12 protein-coding genes are annotated in these 14379 nt (G+C 49.3%); 1 reads left to right on the top strand and 11 read right to left on the bottom strand.

The window, feature by feature from the left end:
• Positions 1 to 6: 6 nt before the first annotated feature.
• Both ACE04G_RS13690 and ACE04G_RS13685 read right to left on the bottom strand, forming a co-directional pair.
• Positions 7 to 615 carry a DUF1349 domain-containing protein gene (locus tag ACE04G_RS13690; protein ID WP_221822793.1) on the bottom strand — a complete coding sequence of 203 codons (609 nt, stop codon included), beginning with the start codon at positions 613 to 615 and terminating at the stop codon, positions 7 to 9.
• A 133-nt stretch (positions 616 to 748) separates the two neighbouring features.
• Positions 749 to 1336 (bottom strand): hypothetical protein, encoded by a 588-nt coding sequence (locus ACE04G_RS13685; RefSeq protein ID WP_339307561.1) that lies wholly within the window; start codon positions 1334 to 1336, stop codon positions 749 to 751.
• 157 nt (positions 1337 to 1493) lie between these two features.
• Here ACE04G_RS13685 and ACE04G_RS13680 point away from each other — a divergent pair, with 157 nt between their 5' ends.
• A complete protein-coding gene (locus tag ACE04G_RS13680; protein ID WP_221822791.1) occupies positions 1494 to 1760 on the top strand; it encodes a PH domain-containing protein in 267 nt (88 codons plus the stop codon).
• A 148-nt stretch (positions 1761 to 1908) separates the two neighbouring features.
• On the opposite strand, the gene ACE04G_RS13675 is transcribed toward ACE04G_RS13680, so the two are convergent.
• The 9 genes from ACE04G_RS13675 to ACE04G_RS13635 all read right to left on the bottom strand — a co-directional run bounded on the left by ACE04G_RS13675 (position 1909) and on the right by ACE04G_RS13635 (position 14294).
• Positions 1909 to 2871, bottom strand: a complete 963-nt coding sequence (locus tag ACE04G_RS13675) for a glycosyl hydrolase (RefSeq protein ID WP_313771482.1) — start codon at positions 2869 to 2871, stop codon at positions 1909 to 1911.
• A 28-nt stretch (positions 2872 to 2899) separates the two neighbouring features.
• Positions 2900 to 3910, bottom strand: a complete 1011-nt coding sequence (locus ACE04G_RS13670; protein WP_221822787.1) for a carbohydrate ABC transporter permease — start codon at positions 3908 to 3910, stop codon at positions 2900 to 2902.
• 28 nt (positions 3911 to 3938) lie between these two features.
• Positions 3939 to 4838 carry a carbohydrate ABC transporter permease gene (locus tag ACE04G_RS13665; protein WP_076209260.1) on the bottom strand — a complete coding sequence of 300 codons (900 nt, stop codon included), beginning with the start codon at positions 4836 to 4838 and terminating at the stop codon, positions 3939 to 3941.
• Positions 4835 to 7420, bottom strand: coding sequence for a DUF5696 domain-containing protein (locus tag ACE04G_RS13660; protein WP_449004156.1), 2586 nt, complete (start codon positions 7418 to 7420; stop codon positions 4835 to 4837). The genes ACE04G_RS13665 and ACE04G_RS13660 overlap by 4 nt, the downstream gene beginning before the upstream one ends.
• 14 nt (positions 7421 to 7434) lie before the next feature.
• A complete protein-coding gene (locus tag ACE04G_RS13655) occupies positions 7435 to 8055 on the bottom strand; it encodes a YIP1 family protein (protein WP_221822782.1) in 621 nt (206 codons plus the stop codon).
• Entirely contained in the window at positions 8036 to 9502 is a 1467-nt protein-coding gene (locus ACE04G_RS13650; protein ID WP_449004157.1) for an NHL repeat-containing protein, read from the bottom strand. Before ACE04G_RS13650 ends, ACE04G_RS13655 begins: the two co-directional genes overlap by 20 nt.
• A gap of 11 nt (positions 9503 to 9513) precedes the next feature.
• Positions 9514 to 10377, bottom strand: a complete 864-nt coding sequence (locus tag ACE04G_RS13645) for a carbohydrate ABC transporter permease (RefSeq protein ID WP_339183371.1) — start codon at positions 10375 to 10377, stop codon at positions 9514 to 9516.
• Between the two features lie 2 nt (positions 10378 to 10379).
• Positions 10380 to 11291, bottom strand: coding sequence for a carbohydrate ABC transporter permease (locus ACE04G_RS13640; protein ID WP_047842211.1), 912 nt, complete (start codon positions 11289 to 11291; stop codon positions 10380 to 10382).
• Between the two features lie 75 nt (positions 11292 to 11366).
• Positions 11367 to 14294, bottom strand: a complete 2928-nt coding sequence (locus ACE04G_RS13635) for an extracellular solute-binding protein (protein WP_449004158.1) — start codon at positions 14292 to 14294, stop codon at positions 11367 to 11369.
• Positions 14295 to 14379 lie beyond the last annotated feature (85 nt).

The raw sequence follows: 14379 nt of genomic DNA, 5'->3' as shown, positions 1-14379 counted from the left end.
CTCGTGTTATTCTACTCGGCGCACACTTCCGGTCACTCCATGTTGAAGCTGTACATCTGTAAAAGTAACCGTCGTCCCTTGCCCAATGGGGGACTGGGCCACAATGCCAACTTTGATTTCATCCGGGCAGTCGAGGCCGAAATAACGTACCAACTTCCACTTCTCTCCATCCTGAGAATAATGGAAAGCAAAGCTCTTGCCTGCCCGGGCTACACGTAAATAAGGCTTGTTAACGTCTACGGGTGCTGATACACAATCATCCGAGTTACCACGAGTAACAACACTAAGAATAGACGGCTGTTCTTCAAAATATTCGAAGCAGACTTTAGCCCAATTCGTATCGTCCACCCTCACCATCAGGCAGCCTGAGTCATACTGTTCTTTCATGTCCACCTGTACTCGAGTGACGATGCTGAAATCTCCCTTGACTATCGTATGTAAAAATGGAGCTGAAGCTTTCACCGGCTCACCTCCCGGATCAATGAAAAAGTCACTGATCGGCGAAACAGTTATCGTTACTTTGCCGTCTTCAATGGACCAATCTGCTGGCTCGTTCAGCCATCTCAGGTTGGCGGATAATGTTTGACCTGAACAATGTTCGAATAGATTCGTCATGTGGCACACCCTTTGTGTTGGAGTATAAGTTCTCTAATTTCTCTATTTGTATTCGGTATATGTCATGGTTAATCCTGTAGGTTTTACATCAAGTTCCCATCCCTCGATATCGTACACTGATATCTCCGCATGATCACTTCTTGGGATCGATGATAATATCAAATTTCTTCATAACGGTCTCAGTCATGCGTGCACGATTGGATATACGTTCGTCCCAGACCTGTACCTCAATATATCGTTCCGGCCCCTTATCACCTTTACGGTTCCATTCCTGAGGCCACCCATAGAACTGAATAACTTCCATGATTTCATCCTTGGTATAGATCTGCTTACGATAAGGTTTAGCATCGTCAAACCTCATTGTTGGAAACAAGTCCCCGTAGGTAAAACTCACAACTTCAACTGGAAGGTCACCCCATGGAATGATTACATGATCGGGTTCTGAATACCAGGACAACAGCCATTCGCATGCACCGAGCGTCAGATAATGGGGATATGATTGTACCGGCTTCCCACCTTTGGCAACAAACTGCTCATAAGCCCTTTGTTCAAGTGTTCTGCGAATTGTCATGTAATCTGCGGGTCGCCGACTGGCAAAGTTCCGTCCCTGAAGACGAATCTTCTGGGTAACTGTTTCTGCTTCATCCGCAGACAGGCTGGAGAGATTTCTGAAAGGACCAAGACTTTGTTCAAAATAATGATAGGCATTCCAGTTGTTCATACATTCTCCTCCTTTGCACAGGATAGATTTGGACTTTCGAAATCAGTTGATAGAGATCGTCATTCTTTATTATTAATAAGGTAATTTTATCCAAAATATGATAGACTGGACAAACGAGATTACTTCAATAATTTGAATCACAACAGGAGGTCATCCTATGTTTGGTGTTAACGTGAAAAAAGTAGAAGATCAACTGGTCATCCGGTGGCAGTTTTCCAAAATTGAAATTCCCATCACACATATCACATCGGTCACCCTGGATGATACGTACGGTGGAAGCGAACCATCTGCGATTCGGCTCGGTCCAGTCAATGGCACAAGCGAGAGGATTCTGATCCGTACAGTGAATCAATCGTATATTTTATTCACTTCGAGCGTGACTTTATATCCCAATATCCAAGCTATGTTACACCCGTCAAACTAGATTGTTGCTCGAACCAGATTTTCATGTTTCTCGGAAGAGGGCCCCATGTACATATGCACACCAACAAATGAAGCGTTAGTATTCGCTGTAAGAATTAATGCGAATACTAATGCTTCATTGATTCCAATTTAAGTTGAAAGTGGGGTTCTTATAGCCAACTCCACTTCGGTAACTGATCGAGCGTAATAACCTTTGCGCTATGGTACACTTCCTTCAAAAATGCCACATCATTATGCGTCCCGTCTCTCAGGAATCCACCTGTCCAGGTACAGAACCAACTCCAGTGTACATCCTGTTCCTTCATCTGCTTGGGGTCCGGAATGGAGCCATTCTCGGCCAGTGCAATGATTTTTCTATCCTTCACAAGCTCACGCAGGTTGGCGTAACGCGCAGCCAACGGGCTGTGGTCTCCTGCTTCCGGGTATACATCCACACTGACAATATCCACGACATCATCACCCGGATACCATTCCGGTTTTTCCGAGTTCCAGACCCAGATGAGATTGTTCAGCTGATGTTCTTGAACCAATCGATCATACAACAAACAATATAGCTGTTTGGCAGGTTCGGGGCCTTTCGCTCCCCACCAGAACCACCCACCTTCTGCTTCATGAAGCGGTCGAAATAATACAGGTACACCCGCATCCTTCAACTCTTGCAAGTGAACTGCAATCGCATCGATATCCCGGATCAATAACTGATATGCTTCCGATTCAGTATCAGCAAGCGCATAGGCCAGATCATAGGTTGTGGCATCCGTATAGAACCCCCGCCACCACTCTTTACCTGGTTCATTGATCAGATCCGTCGGTGCGTTCCAGTGCCAGCATAACGTCACAATCCCGCCTTGTCTGTGCCAGTCCATCACATCCCGAATCTCCTGGGAGACCGCACCACGCTCTGTTCTTGAAGGGGAATATTCCATGAGATCAAAGCCAATCACAGCTGGCTTTCGGCCTGTATTTTCATTAACCCAGTTAAGATTGCTGTAATCCTGCTGGCCTGATAACATTCCTTTTCGATAACGCTCGACCAGGAACGCCATCAGCTCTTTTGCTTCAGCTGACGCTGCTTTATTCACCGGAACTCTGCTGATCTCACGCACTGTCATCTCTACACCTCCAATTGGATTTACCATGTTAACCCACTACACCAGAACGTTCAATGCTCTCAACGAAATAGCGCTGAACAAACAGATACAGAATAATCAGCGGTGCAATAGCCAGCAAAATGCCTGTATCCACGATCATCGCCACATAGTTCGGATCAGCCTTGATGCCCGAGTTAGAACCAAAGCCCATCAGTTGCGGAATCAACTGGTTCGCCTGTGCAGGCAAGGAAGCCACCTTCAGGGAGATCAGTGGACTTTCACTCATGAATAACGCCGAATAAAACGTGTCATTGTACTGCCAGACAAACGAGAACAAAATGACCGTAATCAGCGGCGAGATTGCATTGGGCAGCATGATACGGGCAAACGTTTTGAATCCACCTGCGCCGTCAATCAGTGCAGCCTCCTCGATCTCCTTCGGCATGCCCTTGAAGAACTGACGGAAAATATAGATGAACAGCCCCGCCTTCAGCCCTCCCGCCGTAGCAGCCGTAATCATTGAAGGCCAGTACGTATTGAGCAGGTTAATGCCGTTCTTCCCCGTGAACAACTGGATAATGCCCATAAAGTCAAAGCTACGGAAATGCAGATACATCGGTACCATAAGCGTACTTGTCGGCACCAGAATCGTCAAAATCACCAGCACAAAGAGCACATTACTACCCGGAAACGAAAACCGGGCGAAGCCGTATCCGGCAAGTGCACAGGATATGGCTGTCAGAAGCGTTGTGATGGTAACGAACAATAACGTGTTCGCCAGCAAAGGCAGATAATCCATCACTTGCGCCGCTAGCCGGATATTATCCAGCGTAAAATGCTGAGGAATCATATAGATCGTCGGATTGTAGATATCCTGCTTATCCTTGAACGCAACTGACACTTTGAGAAATAACGGATATAAAATAATAAATGAAATGCCGATGACCAGTGCATATCTGAATATGGAATAGAGAAGGTCCGATGTCTTGTTTCGCACCCGCTGCATGTGGTAATTCTGTTTGGGAACCACCACCATGCGATCTGTTCCTGACGCAGCCATAATCTGAAGCCTCCCTCAACGTTAACCGTCAGTTGTAATGAACCCGCCGTGACAACACCCAGCCCACTACGATCAGTACAAGGCCAATCACCAAGGTATATAACCAGGACATCGCCGAGCTTAAGCCAAAGTTCTGGGTTTTGAATGCGGTCTGATAGATAGCTTGTGTGACCGGACTTCCGGCAAAGGAATCAATAATGGTATAGATGACATTTGTCAGAATCAACGGACTGACCATGGGAAATGTAATCTTCCAGAATGATTCATAGGCTGTCGCCCCTTCGATCTTTGCAACCTCATACATCGATCCCGGTACCGATTGCAGCGCGGCGAGGAAGATCAGAATCTGGACACCAGAGCTGCTAATAATCTCATAGATCCGCATGATGGCTTCTACAATGTAATCCACATAGGCCATCGGCAATCCCACATCCGCCAGCATACGCACAATGGATACCACATTGAACGAAGCCCCGCCATCAGCAGATGCATCGACCGCACTTGCATCTCCCATCAGATTGATTAATCCCGCAGACTCAGCTGCTGCAACTGCACTGGAAGCCAGAATAACCGGCAAAAAGAAGATTGCACGCGCCATCGTTCTGCCTCTGAACTTCTGGTTAAGCAGTGTCGCCGTGAACAAACTGAAAAACAGTATCATCGGCACATTCAGCAGCATTGCTCCAACCGAATCAACCAGAATCCGGTTGAACGTCGCGTCAACCAGAAGCGCATCCTTGAAATTTTTAAATCCGACGTATTCCAGGACGTATCCGCCCGGAGCAACAGACAGGTTACTCAGGCTGAACCTGATGGATTGCAGGAGTGGCGTGGCAAAGAGGAAGATGAAACCGATCAGCCACGGCGATATAAATGCAAGTCCAAGCAGCGCTCTCCGTGACTTCAGCGATAATCGAATAGTTCTCATCGGTTCACTCCTTCCACCACATAGTCCGTCCCGCCAACCGTTGTCCCATCCACGGTTACTGCATCCGCATTGTAATTCACAAGGATGGATGTACCCCCAGTATAGGTGATCCGGACCACGCCATCCTGAATGCGTTCATGCTTCAGGATCTGCTCATTCTCCAGTTCTCCCAGCACTTCATTAGCCTGCTTATACAAAGCAACAGCATCATCCACCCAATAGCCATACTCGGTTGCGTATGCCGAATCATAATTCGTCAGCTTCAGCTTGGATGATGGTTCATAGGTCCATTGAAAATACGGAGCTGCCCCAAGTTCCAGACTGCGCAGTAACTGTTTGCGGAGATCCTGATCCCCCGACGTGTTCATCGGAGATGCTGCGTAGTTCATGTACCCATGAATGACCATCGCATAAAAAGGAACTTCTTCATCGGTAATATTGAACCGACTCGACCCTTCGGGTACATTCACAACATGTTGTGCACTTCCCCAAGCGTAGCTATTTGCTGCGGATACCATCAGGTTCGGATAGGACTGTGCCAACTTGCCAAGTTGCTCCTTCACAATGTTCTTCGCCGTCTCCCGATGAATCACCCGACTATCCCGATAATCTGAAGTCAGGACTTGCCCGAGATCACGAAGGGATAATCCGCCAAGGTCCAGTTGATTGAATTTGTCAGCAAACTCACTCACTACATAAGGCAGCTTGGCCGCTGAGAGCAAATAATAGCTGTCCCTACTCTGATCCATGCGATTAAGTGCAGGATTGTACGGATACAGTTCTGCTGTCTCCTTTGTGACAAACCGAGCTGCATCCGAGGAAGGAGCAAAACGCATATCATCGTGATAAATGTGCTGGAAAGCCACATCCGGGAACAAAGCTCCACCCGACTGCTCAAGTTTAGCGGACAACGCTTGCAGTTCGGAACGACTGCCTACTTCACTGTCCAACTTCACCTGGGTTGGCGTATGATGGCTGATGCCACCACCGAACCATCCTTGATACCGCATCTGCACGCGGTTTACACCTTCCTGCTGTAACTTCGCCGCCATCTCGGTGGCCTGTTCGTAAGTCGTCATGGCTAAGGTGGTCCGGTAGGGCACACTCAGGAACGAAGCCTTTTTGTCCACCGCACCAAGTACATCTACATAGAACGGCAACTCCGTCTGTTCTGCGAGTGGCTTCAGTACATCCTGCTCTATTAACTGCTGTTGATACAGGCGGGCCATACCTGAGTAACTGGCATCTTCTCCATGAAGGAAATGGTAACGGACCTGAATATCTCCACGGTAAGGCTCTTCGCCAAGCAGCTGAATCTCCTGCATTTTCTGCGAGGTGTACATCTCCAATTCATCCTCCCCGCGCAGGGAGAAGGTCGCATGCACGTGGTTGTAACTGTTCTGCCTGCCTCCAATATCCGCAGAGATACTGGCAATGCCGTCCCCTTTTTCAATCACCGCAAACCAGGCATTCTCCCCGTTCTTCAGACCAAACACAGGCATATACGCGGATTCACTAACCTGAGGACGACTGAGCGAATTATCATTGGGATCTGCGCCATAGACACGCTGTACATACTGCTCTTCCTGGGTTTTCCCGTTGTTCAGGTGGATCAGGCTGCCGGAACCGTCAGGCACGAGCATATAACCCTCGCCCTTTGTATCCGCAGCACCAAAATAAGCGAGCAAATCAATGTTCCGAATGCGGTATTGCCCACTTTCCTCTATCTGACTCAGAGGCACGGTCACAACAAGTGCTCCCTGCTCCAGTCGGTATTCCACTGAAATGACAAAGCTGGGCTTATCGGATACGCCCCCGCCTTCAACCCCGTTCTCCTGATTGTCAAAAGCCAGATCGTCCGCCGTGTAACCCGCCGTCTCAAAGGCTGCCAACATCTTGTTCAGCACAAGTTGCTTCGAGATCTGTCCATCCAGCCGCTCCAGAATATCCGGATTGCTCTTGGTTGGATAATAACGGGCAGATGTGTATCTTGCGACAGTAGCATCCAGCTTGGAAAGAACCTTCTCCTCCAGGCGCTGCTTGCTGATCAACTTCGGCAGTGCGTCAATGCCAAGCGACGTATCACCAAGCGTATAGTTCACCCGAATCCCCTGATCGATCTGCCCCACAGTGAATTGCTTGTTGCTGATGCTGGAACTGAAATTCGGGAAGTTTTCCAGTGTTCCCATCGCATCCCGGAAAGACACGTTCAGCTGGGAGGACAGCACTTCTTTTTCATATGCGGAAGCGAGACTGTCCCCATTCCGTTCTTTCGGGTTGCTATACCAGATCTCTCCACTTTTTCCGTCACGTACTGCAATTTCTGTTGTCTCCTCGTTGTAGTACAGGGCCAATCCCTGATCTTCGGCGACCAGTTGCATACCAGGCACCCCCTGCGAAGAGTCGTCAAGGAATTGCAACGGTTCCTCCGTGACGGGCATGGCTTGGGTTGTTGTATCCAGATAAGCCGCAGCTTCCACGGCTGGAACCCCCCTGTTGTTTATATACAGCAGCCCCGCTGCAATCATGATTACAGCTGCACCACCAGCCAGCACCGTATATAGTCGTTGCCTTTTGTTCACGGATGCCGCCTCCTTTAGGTCCGGAAAATCAACTCACGGTAGATGTTATAACCGAATTCGTACAACTGTTGGAGCATGCTGAAGACGAGGGCACCAAGGAATACGATAATGCCCATCACAATGAGCGTTAGCACCATCGTAATGATTGTTTTAATCACGGTGTACTGATGAACCGTCATCATGCCAATGAACAAAAGCAACACAAACCAGAAGAACGCGATGCTATTAAAAAGATAATAAAAAGCAGTCTCCTCCTGCACCATGAAGCGGCTGATCACGATCATCGGGGCATAGATCAGAATAACCGGAATGAGCGAGTATCCTGTCGCCAGAACGATTTCTCTGAATTTCCCTTCCCCTTCCATCAAGGTCGTTACTGCCCAATTGGCTGTGCACCATAGAAAGAACGGGAGAGCAACTGTGGCGATCTCGATGATGCTGTTAATCGTACGAGGATCGATGTAATTGACGAGAAATCCTGCGTACTGCTTCTGCAAAATCATCATGATGATGGTGAGCACGAGCGCTGCAAAAGCAACGAGCAGCCGTCCCCGGTTATCCGACTTGAGGTCCCAGAATGCATCAATGGGGTGAAAAATGAGATGCAGTGGAAACTTAATGAAATCCTGCTTCACGATCAACCTGCCTCCTCCGTCTCCATTTAACCGCCAATCGGGTCAGGATCAGAATAAAAATTAGCGCGATCGCAGCGGTCAGGAATGTACCGAAGTGTTCCTTCATCATCTCCCGCCGGTGCCTCTTGAACGCGACAGAATAACTCTTGCGATCCATCCCAAGTTCGAAGTAACCCAGCGCTTCCTCGTTTTTCTTCTCCATTAATAAGGACTTGCCAATACCAATATAGGCGATGTCATAGTTGGCATTCAGCTTCAGCACTTCTTGCCAAATATTCACGGCCTCCGTGTCCTCTCCGCGATAGTGGAGTGCCACCGCTTCGTTCACACGGGAACCAAAACGGGTTGGCTCATAGACGACAAGATTGTTCTTGCCCCGATCCAGAACCAAGTGGCGCTCACCGGATTGTTCAATAGCAACAGGCGTTTTGAGCGTGCCCACCTGATTTCCTTTGCCACCGTATATGTAGAGCAGATGACCTTCATCGTCGTACGTGAACACCCGGTTCTGTGTCGCATCAAGTACACTGTACATGCCGTCGCCCAGCACTTTCACATCAATCAGTTTGGATGGACCGGGATTGTTTCGGAAGCGGATATCGCCTTTGACGTCAACATAACCAAAACGCTTTAGTACATCTTCACCAGACGGATTCAGCCGTTTGATCGGTTCATTCGAGCCAGGATCAATATTCGTCGCATACACAAATCCTTTGTGGTCGATATCCGCATTGGAGAACTCCGTTGGGACAAACAGGACCATCTGTGCGCGTTGCGCTTTGGTCGATAACATGCGCCAGATATATTCGCCGTAGTCCCGCTCCACTTTGTTCGTACCGACGTATCCGATAAATTTTCCGCTCTCGTCAAACTGCATAATCCCCTCGTAGACCCCCTGTGCCACAACGTACACCCGGCCCACATGGTCAACCGTCAACTTCAAGGGCTGGAACTGGAATTGGGTCGACAGGATATCCGATTCTGGCTTCGTGATCGTATGAATCAGCGCTCCTTCTCCATCCAGGACAACCACACGACTGTTGCCCGTATCGGCAACATAGATGTGTTCTTCTTCATCCACAAACAATCCGCCCGGAAGGTTGAAGGTCTCCTTGCTACCATCCATCATGAATCCATCGATGACGCGCAACAGCTTAAAACTGGTGTCCAATACGATAATTCGGCTGTTGCCGCTATCCAAAATATAGATCAACCCGGAGGGAGAAACGTTCACATCACCGGGGTCTTTGAACTCACTAATGCCAAGGTCACGACCTGATAGGGTACGCTCGGGCAGATAGGCATCCGGTGAGGGAACAGCCTCTTTCCAATAGTTGTAATTGTAACTCTCATACGGCGCCGGGGAGGCCGCCGCAGGCACGGCATTCACCAGCAGCAGAGATACTGCCGCCAGGAGAACAAGCCATCTTTTCACTGTGCGTGCCATATCGTTCCCCCTTAATCCTTCATGCCCGAGCTCGCCATCGTCTCAATGATTCGGCTCTGAGAGAAAATAAATAGCGTGATCGGCACACTCATCAAAATCAGTGCTACCGCAGCACCCGCTCCTGCCCGGGATATGCCGCCCTGAATAATCTGACCCGCTGCATAATGCAGGGTCTTGAGCTGCTCACTGTAGATGTATCCATTCCCATCACTGCCCCACAACATCTGGAACAGCAGAATGATCAATGTAAGCCAGGCTGGCTTCACATTGGGCATCACAATGGACCAGAAGATCCGGTATTCACTGGCACCATCAATCTTGGCTGCTTCCAGCAGCGCATCCGGGATCTGCTCCATGAACTGTTTCATCAGATACAACCCGAGTGAATAGGCAAATGCCGGAATAATGACGGCCCAGTAGGTATCGATCCATCCGAGCCATGACATGATCATATAGTTCGGAATGGCTGTCACCGCTGGTGTGAACATCAGTGAGAGTACGACCACCTGGAACATGAATACTTTGCCTGGAAACTTGTGTTTGGCAAGCGGGTAGGCCGCTGCGGAAGCTAGCAGCACATGGCCTACAATTCCGATACCTGTAATAAATACCGTGTTGAATATATAACGTGAGAACGGCACCCACGAGTCACTCAGCAGATTCAGCAGATCCGTAAAGTTGCTGAACGTGGGATTTCTGACAAACAAAGTTGGTGGAAAGGTGAAGATTTCATCCAAAGGTTTGAATGCATTGTTGATCGCATAGATCAACGGCAGTACCATGAAAGCACCGAATACGAGCAGAAGGGCAAACAGGGAGAGGCTTCCCGATAGCGAGCGATTCACCCGCTTTTTGCCTGTCGCAATTGCAGCCATAGCTATTCTCCCACCCTTCGAAGCAGTTTCTGTACCAGCAAGTTGGTGCCCACCATAATCATGAACAGCACGGTGGCAATCGCCGATGCGTAGCCCATCTCAAATCGTGTTGTGCCAAAGTCGATCAAATGGGTCACCACAGTCTCTGCTGCATAGTTCACGCTTGGGAACCCGGCCAGCGCGATCGACACATCGGCCACGGCAAACGAGGTTGTCAGCTGAATGACTGCGCCGAACATCAACTGTGGACGCATCGAAGGCAGGGTAATGTACCATAGTTCCTGCCAGCGATTTTTGATCCCATCTACCGCTCCTGCTTCATATAACGTCCGGTCTACAGTCTGCAAACCGGCGATAAACGCCAGAAATCCGGTTCCCAGACTCAGCCACAGCTGCACGAGAATGAGGATGGGCATAATGTAAGCTTCTGTCTTCAGCCATTGGATCGGCTCCAGCAGAAAACCCCATTTGATCAAGAGCCCATTAGCAATACCATAACGATCTCCCGAGAAAATCATCAGCCAGATAAAATACACATTGCCCGAAATGGAGGGCGCGTAGAAGATCAGCGTCATGAACGCTCTCCATTTCGGAGTTAACTCATTAATGATCCACGCGAAGACAAAACAGGCAATATAACTGATCGGCCCGGTAATGATGGCAAACAGCAGCGTATTCTTGATCGCAATCAGGAATACATCATCCTCCAGAAACAGGCGGGTATAGTTCTGCCAGCCAATAAAACGTGGAAATTCCAGCATGTTAAAGTAGGTGAAGCTGAGTATGATCGAGATGACAACCGGAATCACGGTAAACATGAGGAACAGGAGCATATAAGGTGCAAGCAGAACATAGGAATGTTTGCTGGCCTTCATTTCCTGGAGTTTCCAGCTCCACCACGATTTCATGCCCATCCTTGACGCTTTCTCAGGAGGACTGTTTTGTCCGTCTCGGAGTGATATTTGTGGCACGATTAACCCTCCCTCTGCTTACGGAAGACCAAATTCATTACGTTTGACGCGAATCTCGTCCTGAATATATTGGGTATAATCCATGATGGATTCCCTGGCTTCCACTTGGCCAACAACGGTTTTGTAAAATGCATTAAACAGATGGCGGCCTGTAAAATAACCACCGGGTACTTCAGGAATGCCCTTCACCGTTTCGAATTGTGCCTTGAGATTGGCGTAATCCTCCGCAGGCCAAGGTAGGGAATCCAGTGCCTTGATGTTGGCCGTTGGATAACGGGCAGCCGCACCCATCAGTCCTTCCATCTCCCGTCCGAATTCCGCCTGAATCGGTGTACTGGTCCACCACTTCATGAACTCCCACGCCGCGTCCTGATCCTTGGCACCCTCCAGCATCATGACCGCGCTACCTCCACCCGGTACGTCCCGATTCAAGGTACCATCTGCCTGAACGGTTCCCGGCACTGGAACGAATCCCCATAGTCCGCGAATCTCCGGTGCAAATACAGACAACTGGTTGTACATCGTGTAATCCGTTAGTCCAATAGGCATCTGTCCTGTCCGGAAACGGTTGGCAAAATCATATTCCCGCTCCAGCTTGTAATCGGTATAGAACTCCGTCCACTGCTTGAACGTCTCAATTCCGATCCTTGAATCCAGATCCGATTCCTTGTCATCGTTACGATAGAATGCGCCGCCGTTCTGGAGCAGCATCGTTGCATACTGCGAGTTCGGCGGAATATTGACACCCTGCATATTCGCCTGGGTCACAACCGGCATGCCGAATTCCATGTGATTTTTGCTCAGAATCGCGAGTAAAGCCTCGACATCCTCCCAGTTCTGAGGCACTTCAAGTCCGAGTTCTTCGAGCACGTCTTTACGATAAAACAGCATGTTAAAGGTCTGTGTTTCCGGTAGGGCATATACGCCCGAATCGTAGGCATACGGTACAATTGCACTTTCCCTGAACTCCTGTTCTACGATGCTATAGTCGCTGAATTGCGTCAGATCTACAGCCGAGTTCCGCATCGCAAAGTTCACGGGCAGGTCATTACCGATCTGCATGGCAACATCGGGTCCTTCACCGGACAACGTCGCTGGCAGCAAGGTTCCCATGTTGACCAGCTTCAGATTCACGTTAATGCCACTGTCTGGTGTGAAGGTCTTGTCAATCATCGCCTTCATCGTATTCGCCTGGTCTCGTCCGCTACCAATCCAGACCGTTACCGTGCGCTGATCTTCTGAAGTGGCTACATTGCCGATCTGGTTATAATCAATGAAGAACGAATGATAGAATATCTTGGCTTCATGACCAAGCTTCGCGAGTGGTCCCATGCCTGTTCCGGGAATATCACGATCGATCGAAGTGACGTACAGTGCGTCGATCTCAAGGGGTTGCTCTCGTGCCTGCTGCACCCATGTTCCGAGACCACCCGTGTTGGTTTTATAAGCCGCAAGCCGTCTTGGAATGGTATCCGGCTTGTCAATCATCTCGTCCAGTTGCAACGCCATCGTCTTGATCAGCGCTTCCTGATCACTGGACTGTCCTGACAGGAGTCGAAGCTGTGCGGCCACGTCTTTGAGTCGTTTACTTTCCCCGCTGAACACTTCCAGCAGGTTCGGAATCTGTTTCTCCACCCGGTAATCCCGGAATTCATCAGGCTTCGTGCCTGTAATCATCAGAATTCGTCGGTACATGGAGTTCAAGTTGTACAGACTGTCCTCCACATTGCGGATAAGGGGGGCAAAATCTCCGAGGCTGTTCTCCAGCCGTAGCACATGTTTTCCTTTTTCCAAGTGAAACTTGTATGCTTCCTTGCCGCCCATGACGTCAATGCGATAGTCACTCTGATAACGGAAAGGGGCTTTGGCCATCTCTGCAAACGGAACTTCACCATCAATGGTGAGCTTGCGTGTGGAATAGATGCCTTTGACAAAATTCTGCTGTCCGGTAAAACCGATATGATAAAGTCCACTCTCCGGCACATCCACTTCCCATTCAATCCATTGTCCTGGCAGACGCCAGTTAAAGCCGCCAATTGTATTAATGCGTACCTGGGAAGCGCTGTAAGGAGATACAGCAGAACTTGACCTTTCGCTGGTCGGGTATAACGTAGGTGAAGATTTGGCAATCGCGGCTTCTCCTTCAATGCGAATAAGTACATCCTTCGGCTGCCCGGAGGAATCCGACTGTTGTGCACCTGCAGTTTCCGCGTAAGGAACAGCTGTCTTCTCATTGAAAAGACGAATGGACCGAATCACCATGGGTTCACGTGATGATTTTAGCGTTAGCGTGTGTTCCCCTTTTTCCAAATAAAACTTGAATGGAGTCTGCTCGTACCCGTCGGAGTCCTGAAACGTTTCTTCCATCCAGCGTGGTTGCTCCACTTGTCTCGGACGAAGGTCATTACCTTGATTGTCCTGCTCCACAACATCTTTCTCATTCGCCCACACCCGATCAAACTGCAAATAGGCGGCTTCCGCAAAAGGAAGTTCACCATCAATGTACAATGCACGCTCAATGGCCGAACTCTTGCCTTCAACGGGATAATAGGTGGCGGACAGGTTATACAGCCCGGTCTCCGGCACGTTAATGGTCCAATCGACTTGTCCGGTCTCTCCGGTATGGAGAGATACACCATCCATTCCCTCATAATTAGTCAGTTTGCGGACGTCTTCACCTTCGGCTTTTATGTAATCTACTGCTTCAATGGTGATGTCCACATTCGGCTGTGTAGCCTGATCCGTTCCGGATCGATACTGTTCGTACCCCTTTTTCTGCCGGGTCTGCTGCAAGACTGCATCCACTTCAATGGCAGGCAGACTGCCAGGCGGAATGTTTGCACTCTTCACATCAGCGCCGGAAGTTACATATAAAATGATGCAGGCTGCCGCCACGATGATTACTGTGGACAATATCCATGTCTTACGTTGTAGAATTCCAGCCATCCTACGAGTCCTCCTCATCAAGGCTGATGCCAGCAATGCCGATTTGGTGGTTCAGGAAAAAGGGACTCCGTGCAACCTTGCCGAC

It is taken from the genome of Paenibacillus sp. AGC31, from assembly GCF_057334655.1.
This window is presented reverse-complemented; position numbering and strand designations above follow the sequence as displayed.

Coding starts and splice junctions, on each gene's coding strand:
- ACE04G_RS13635 (WP_449004158.1), bottom strand. CDS start 14,294: ATGGCTGGAATTCTACAACGTAAGACATGGATATTGTCCACAGTAATC.
- ACE04G_RS13650 (WP_449004157.1), bottom strand. CDS start 9,502: ATGGCACGCACAGTGAAAAGATGGCTTGTTCTCCTGGCGGCAGTATCT.
- ACE04G_RS13690 (WP_221822793.1), bottom strand. CDS start 615: ATGACGAATCTATTCGAACATTGTTCAGGTCAAACATTATCCGCCAAC.
- ACE04G_RS13645 (WP_339183371.1), bottom strand. CDS start 10,377: ATGGCTGCAATTGCGACAGGCAAAAAGCGGGTGAATCGCTCGCTATCG.
- ACE04G_RS13675 (WP_313771482.1), bottom strand. CDS start 2,871: ATGACAGTGCGTGAGATCAGCAGAGTTCCGGTGAATAAAGCAGCGTCA.
- ACE04G_RS13670 (WP_221822787.1), bottom strand. CDS start 3,910: ATGGCTGCGTCAGGAACAGATCGCATGGTGGTGGTTCCCAAACAGAAT.
- ACE04G_RS13665 (WP_076209260.1), bottom strand. CDS start 4,838: ATGAGAACTATTCGATTATCGCTGAAGTCACGGAGAGCGCTGCTTGGA.
- ACE04G_RS13685 (WP_339307561.1), bottom strand. CDS start 1,336: ATGAACAACTGGAATGCCTATCATTATTTTGAACAAAGTCTTGGTCCT.
- ACE04G_RS13680 (WP_221822791.1), top strand. CDS start 1,494: ATGTTTGGTGTTAACGTGAAAAAAGTAGAAGATCAACTGGTCATCCGG.
- ACE04G_RS13640 (WP_047842211.1), bottom strand. CDS start 11,291: ATGGGCATGAAATCGTGGTGGAGCTGGAAACTCCAGGAAATGAAGGCC.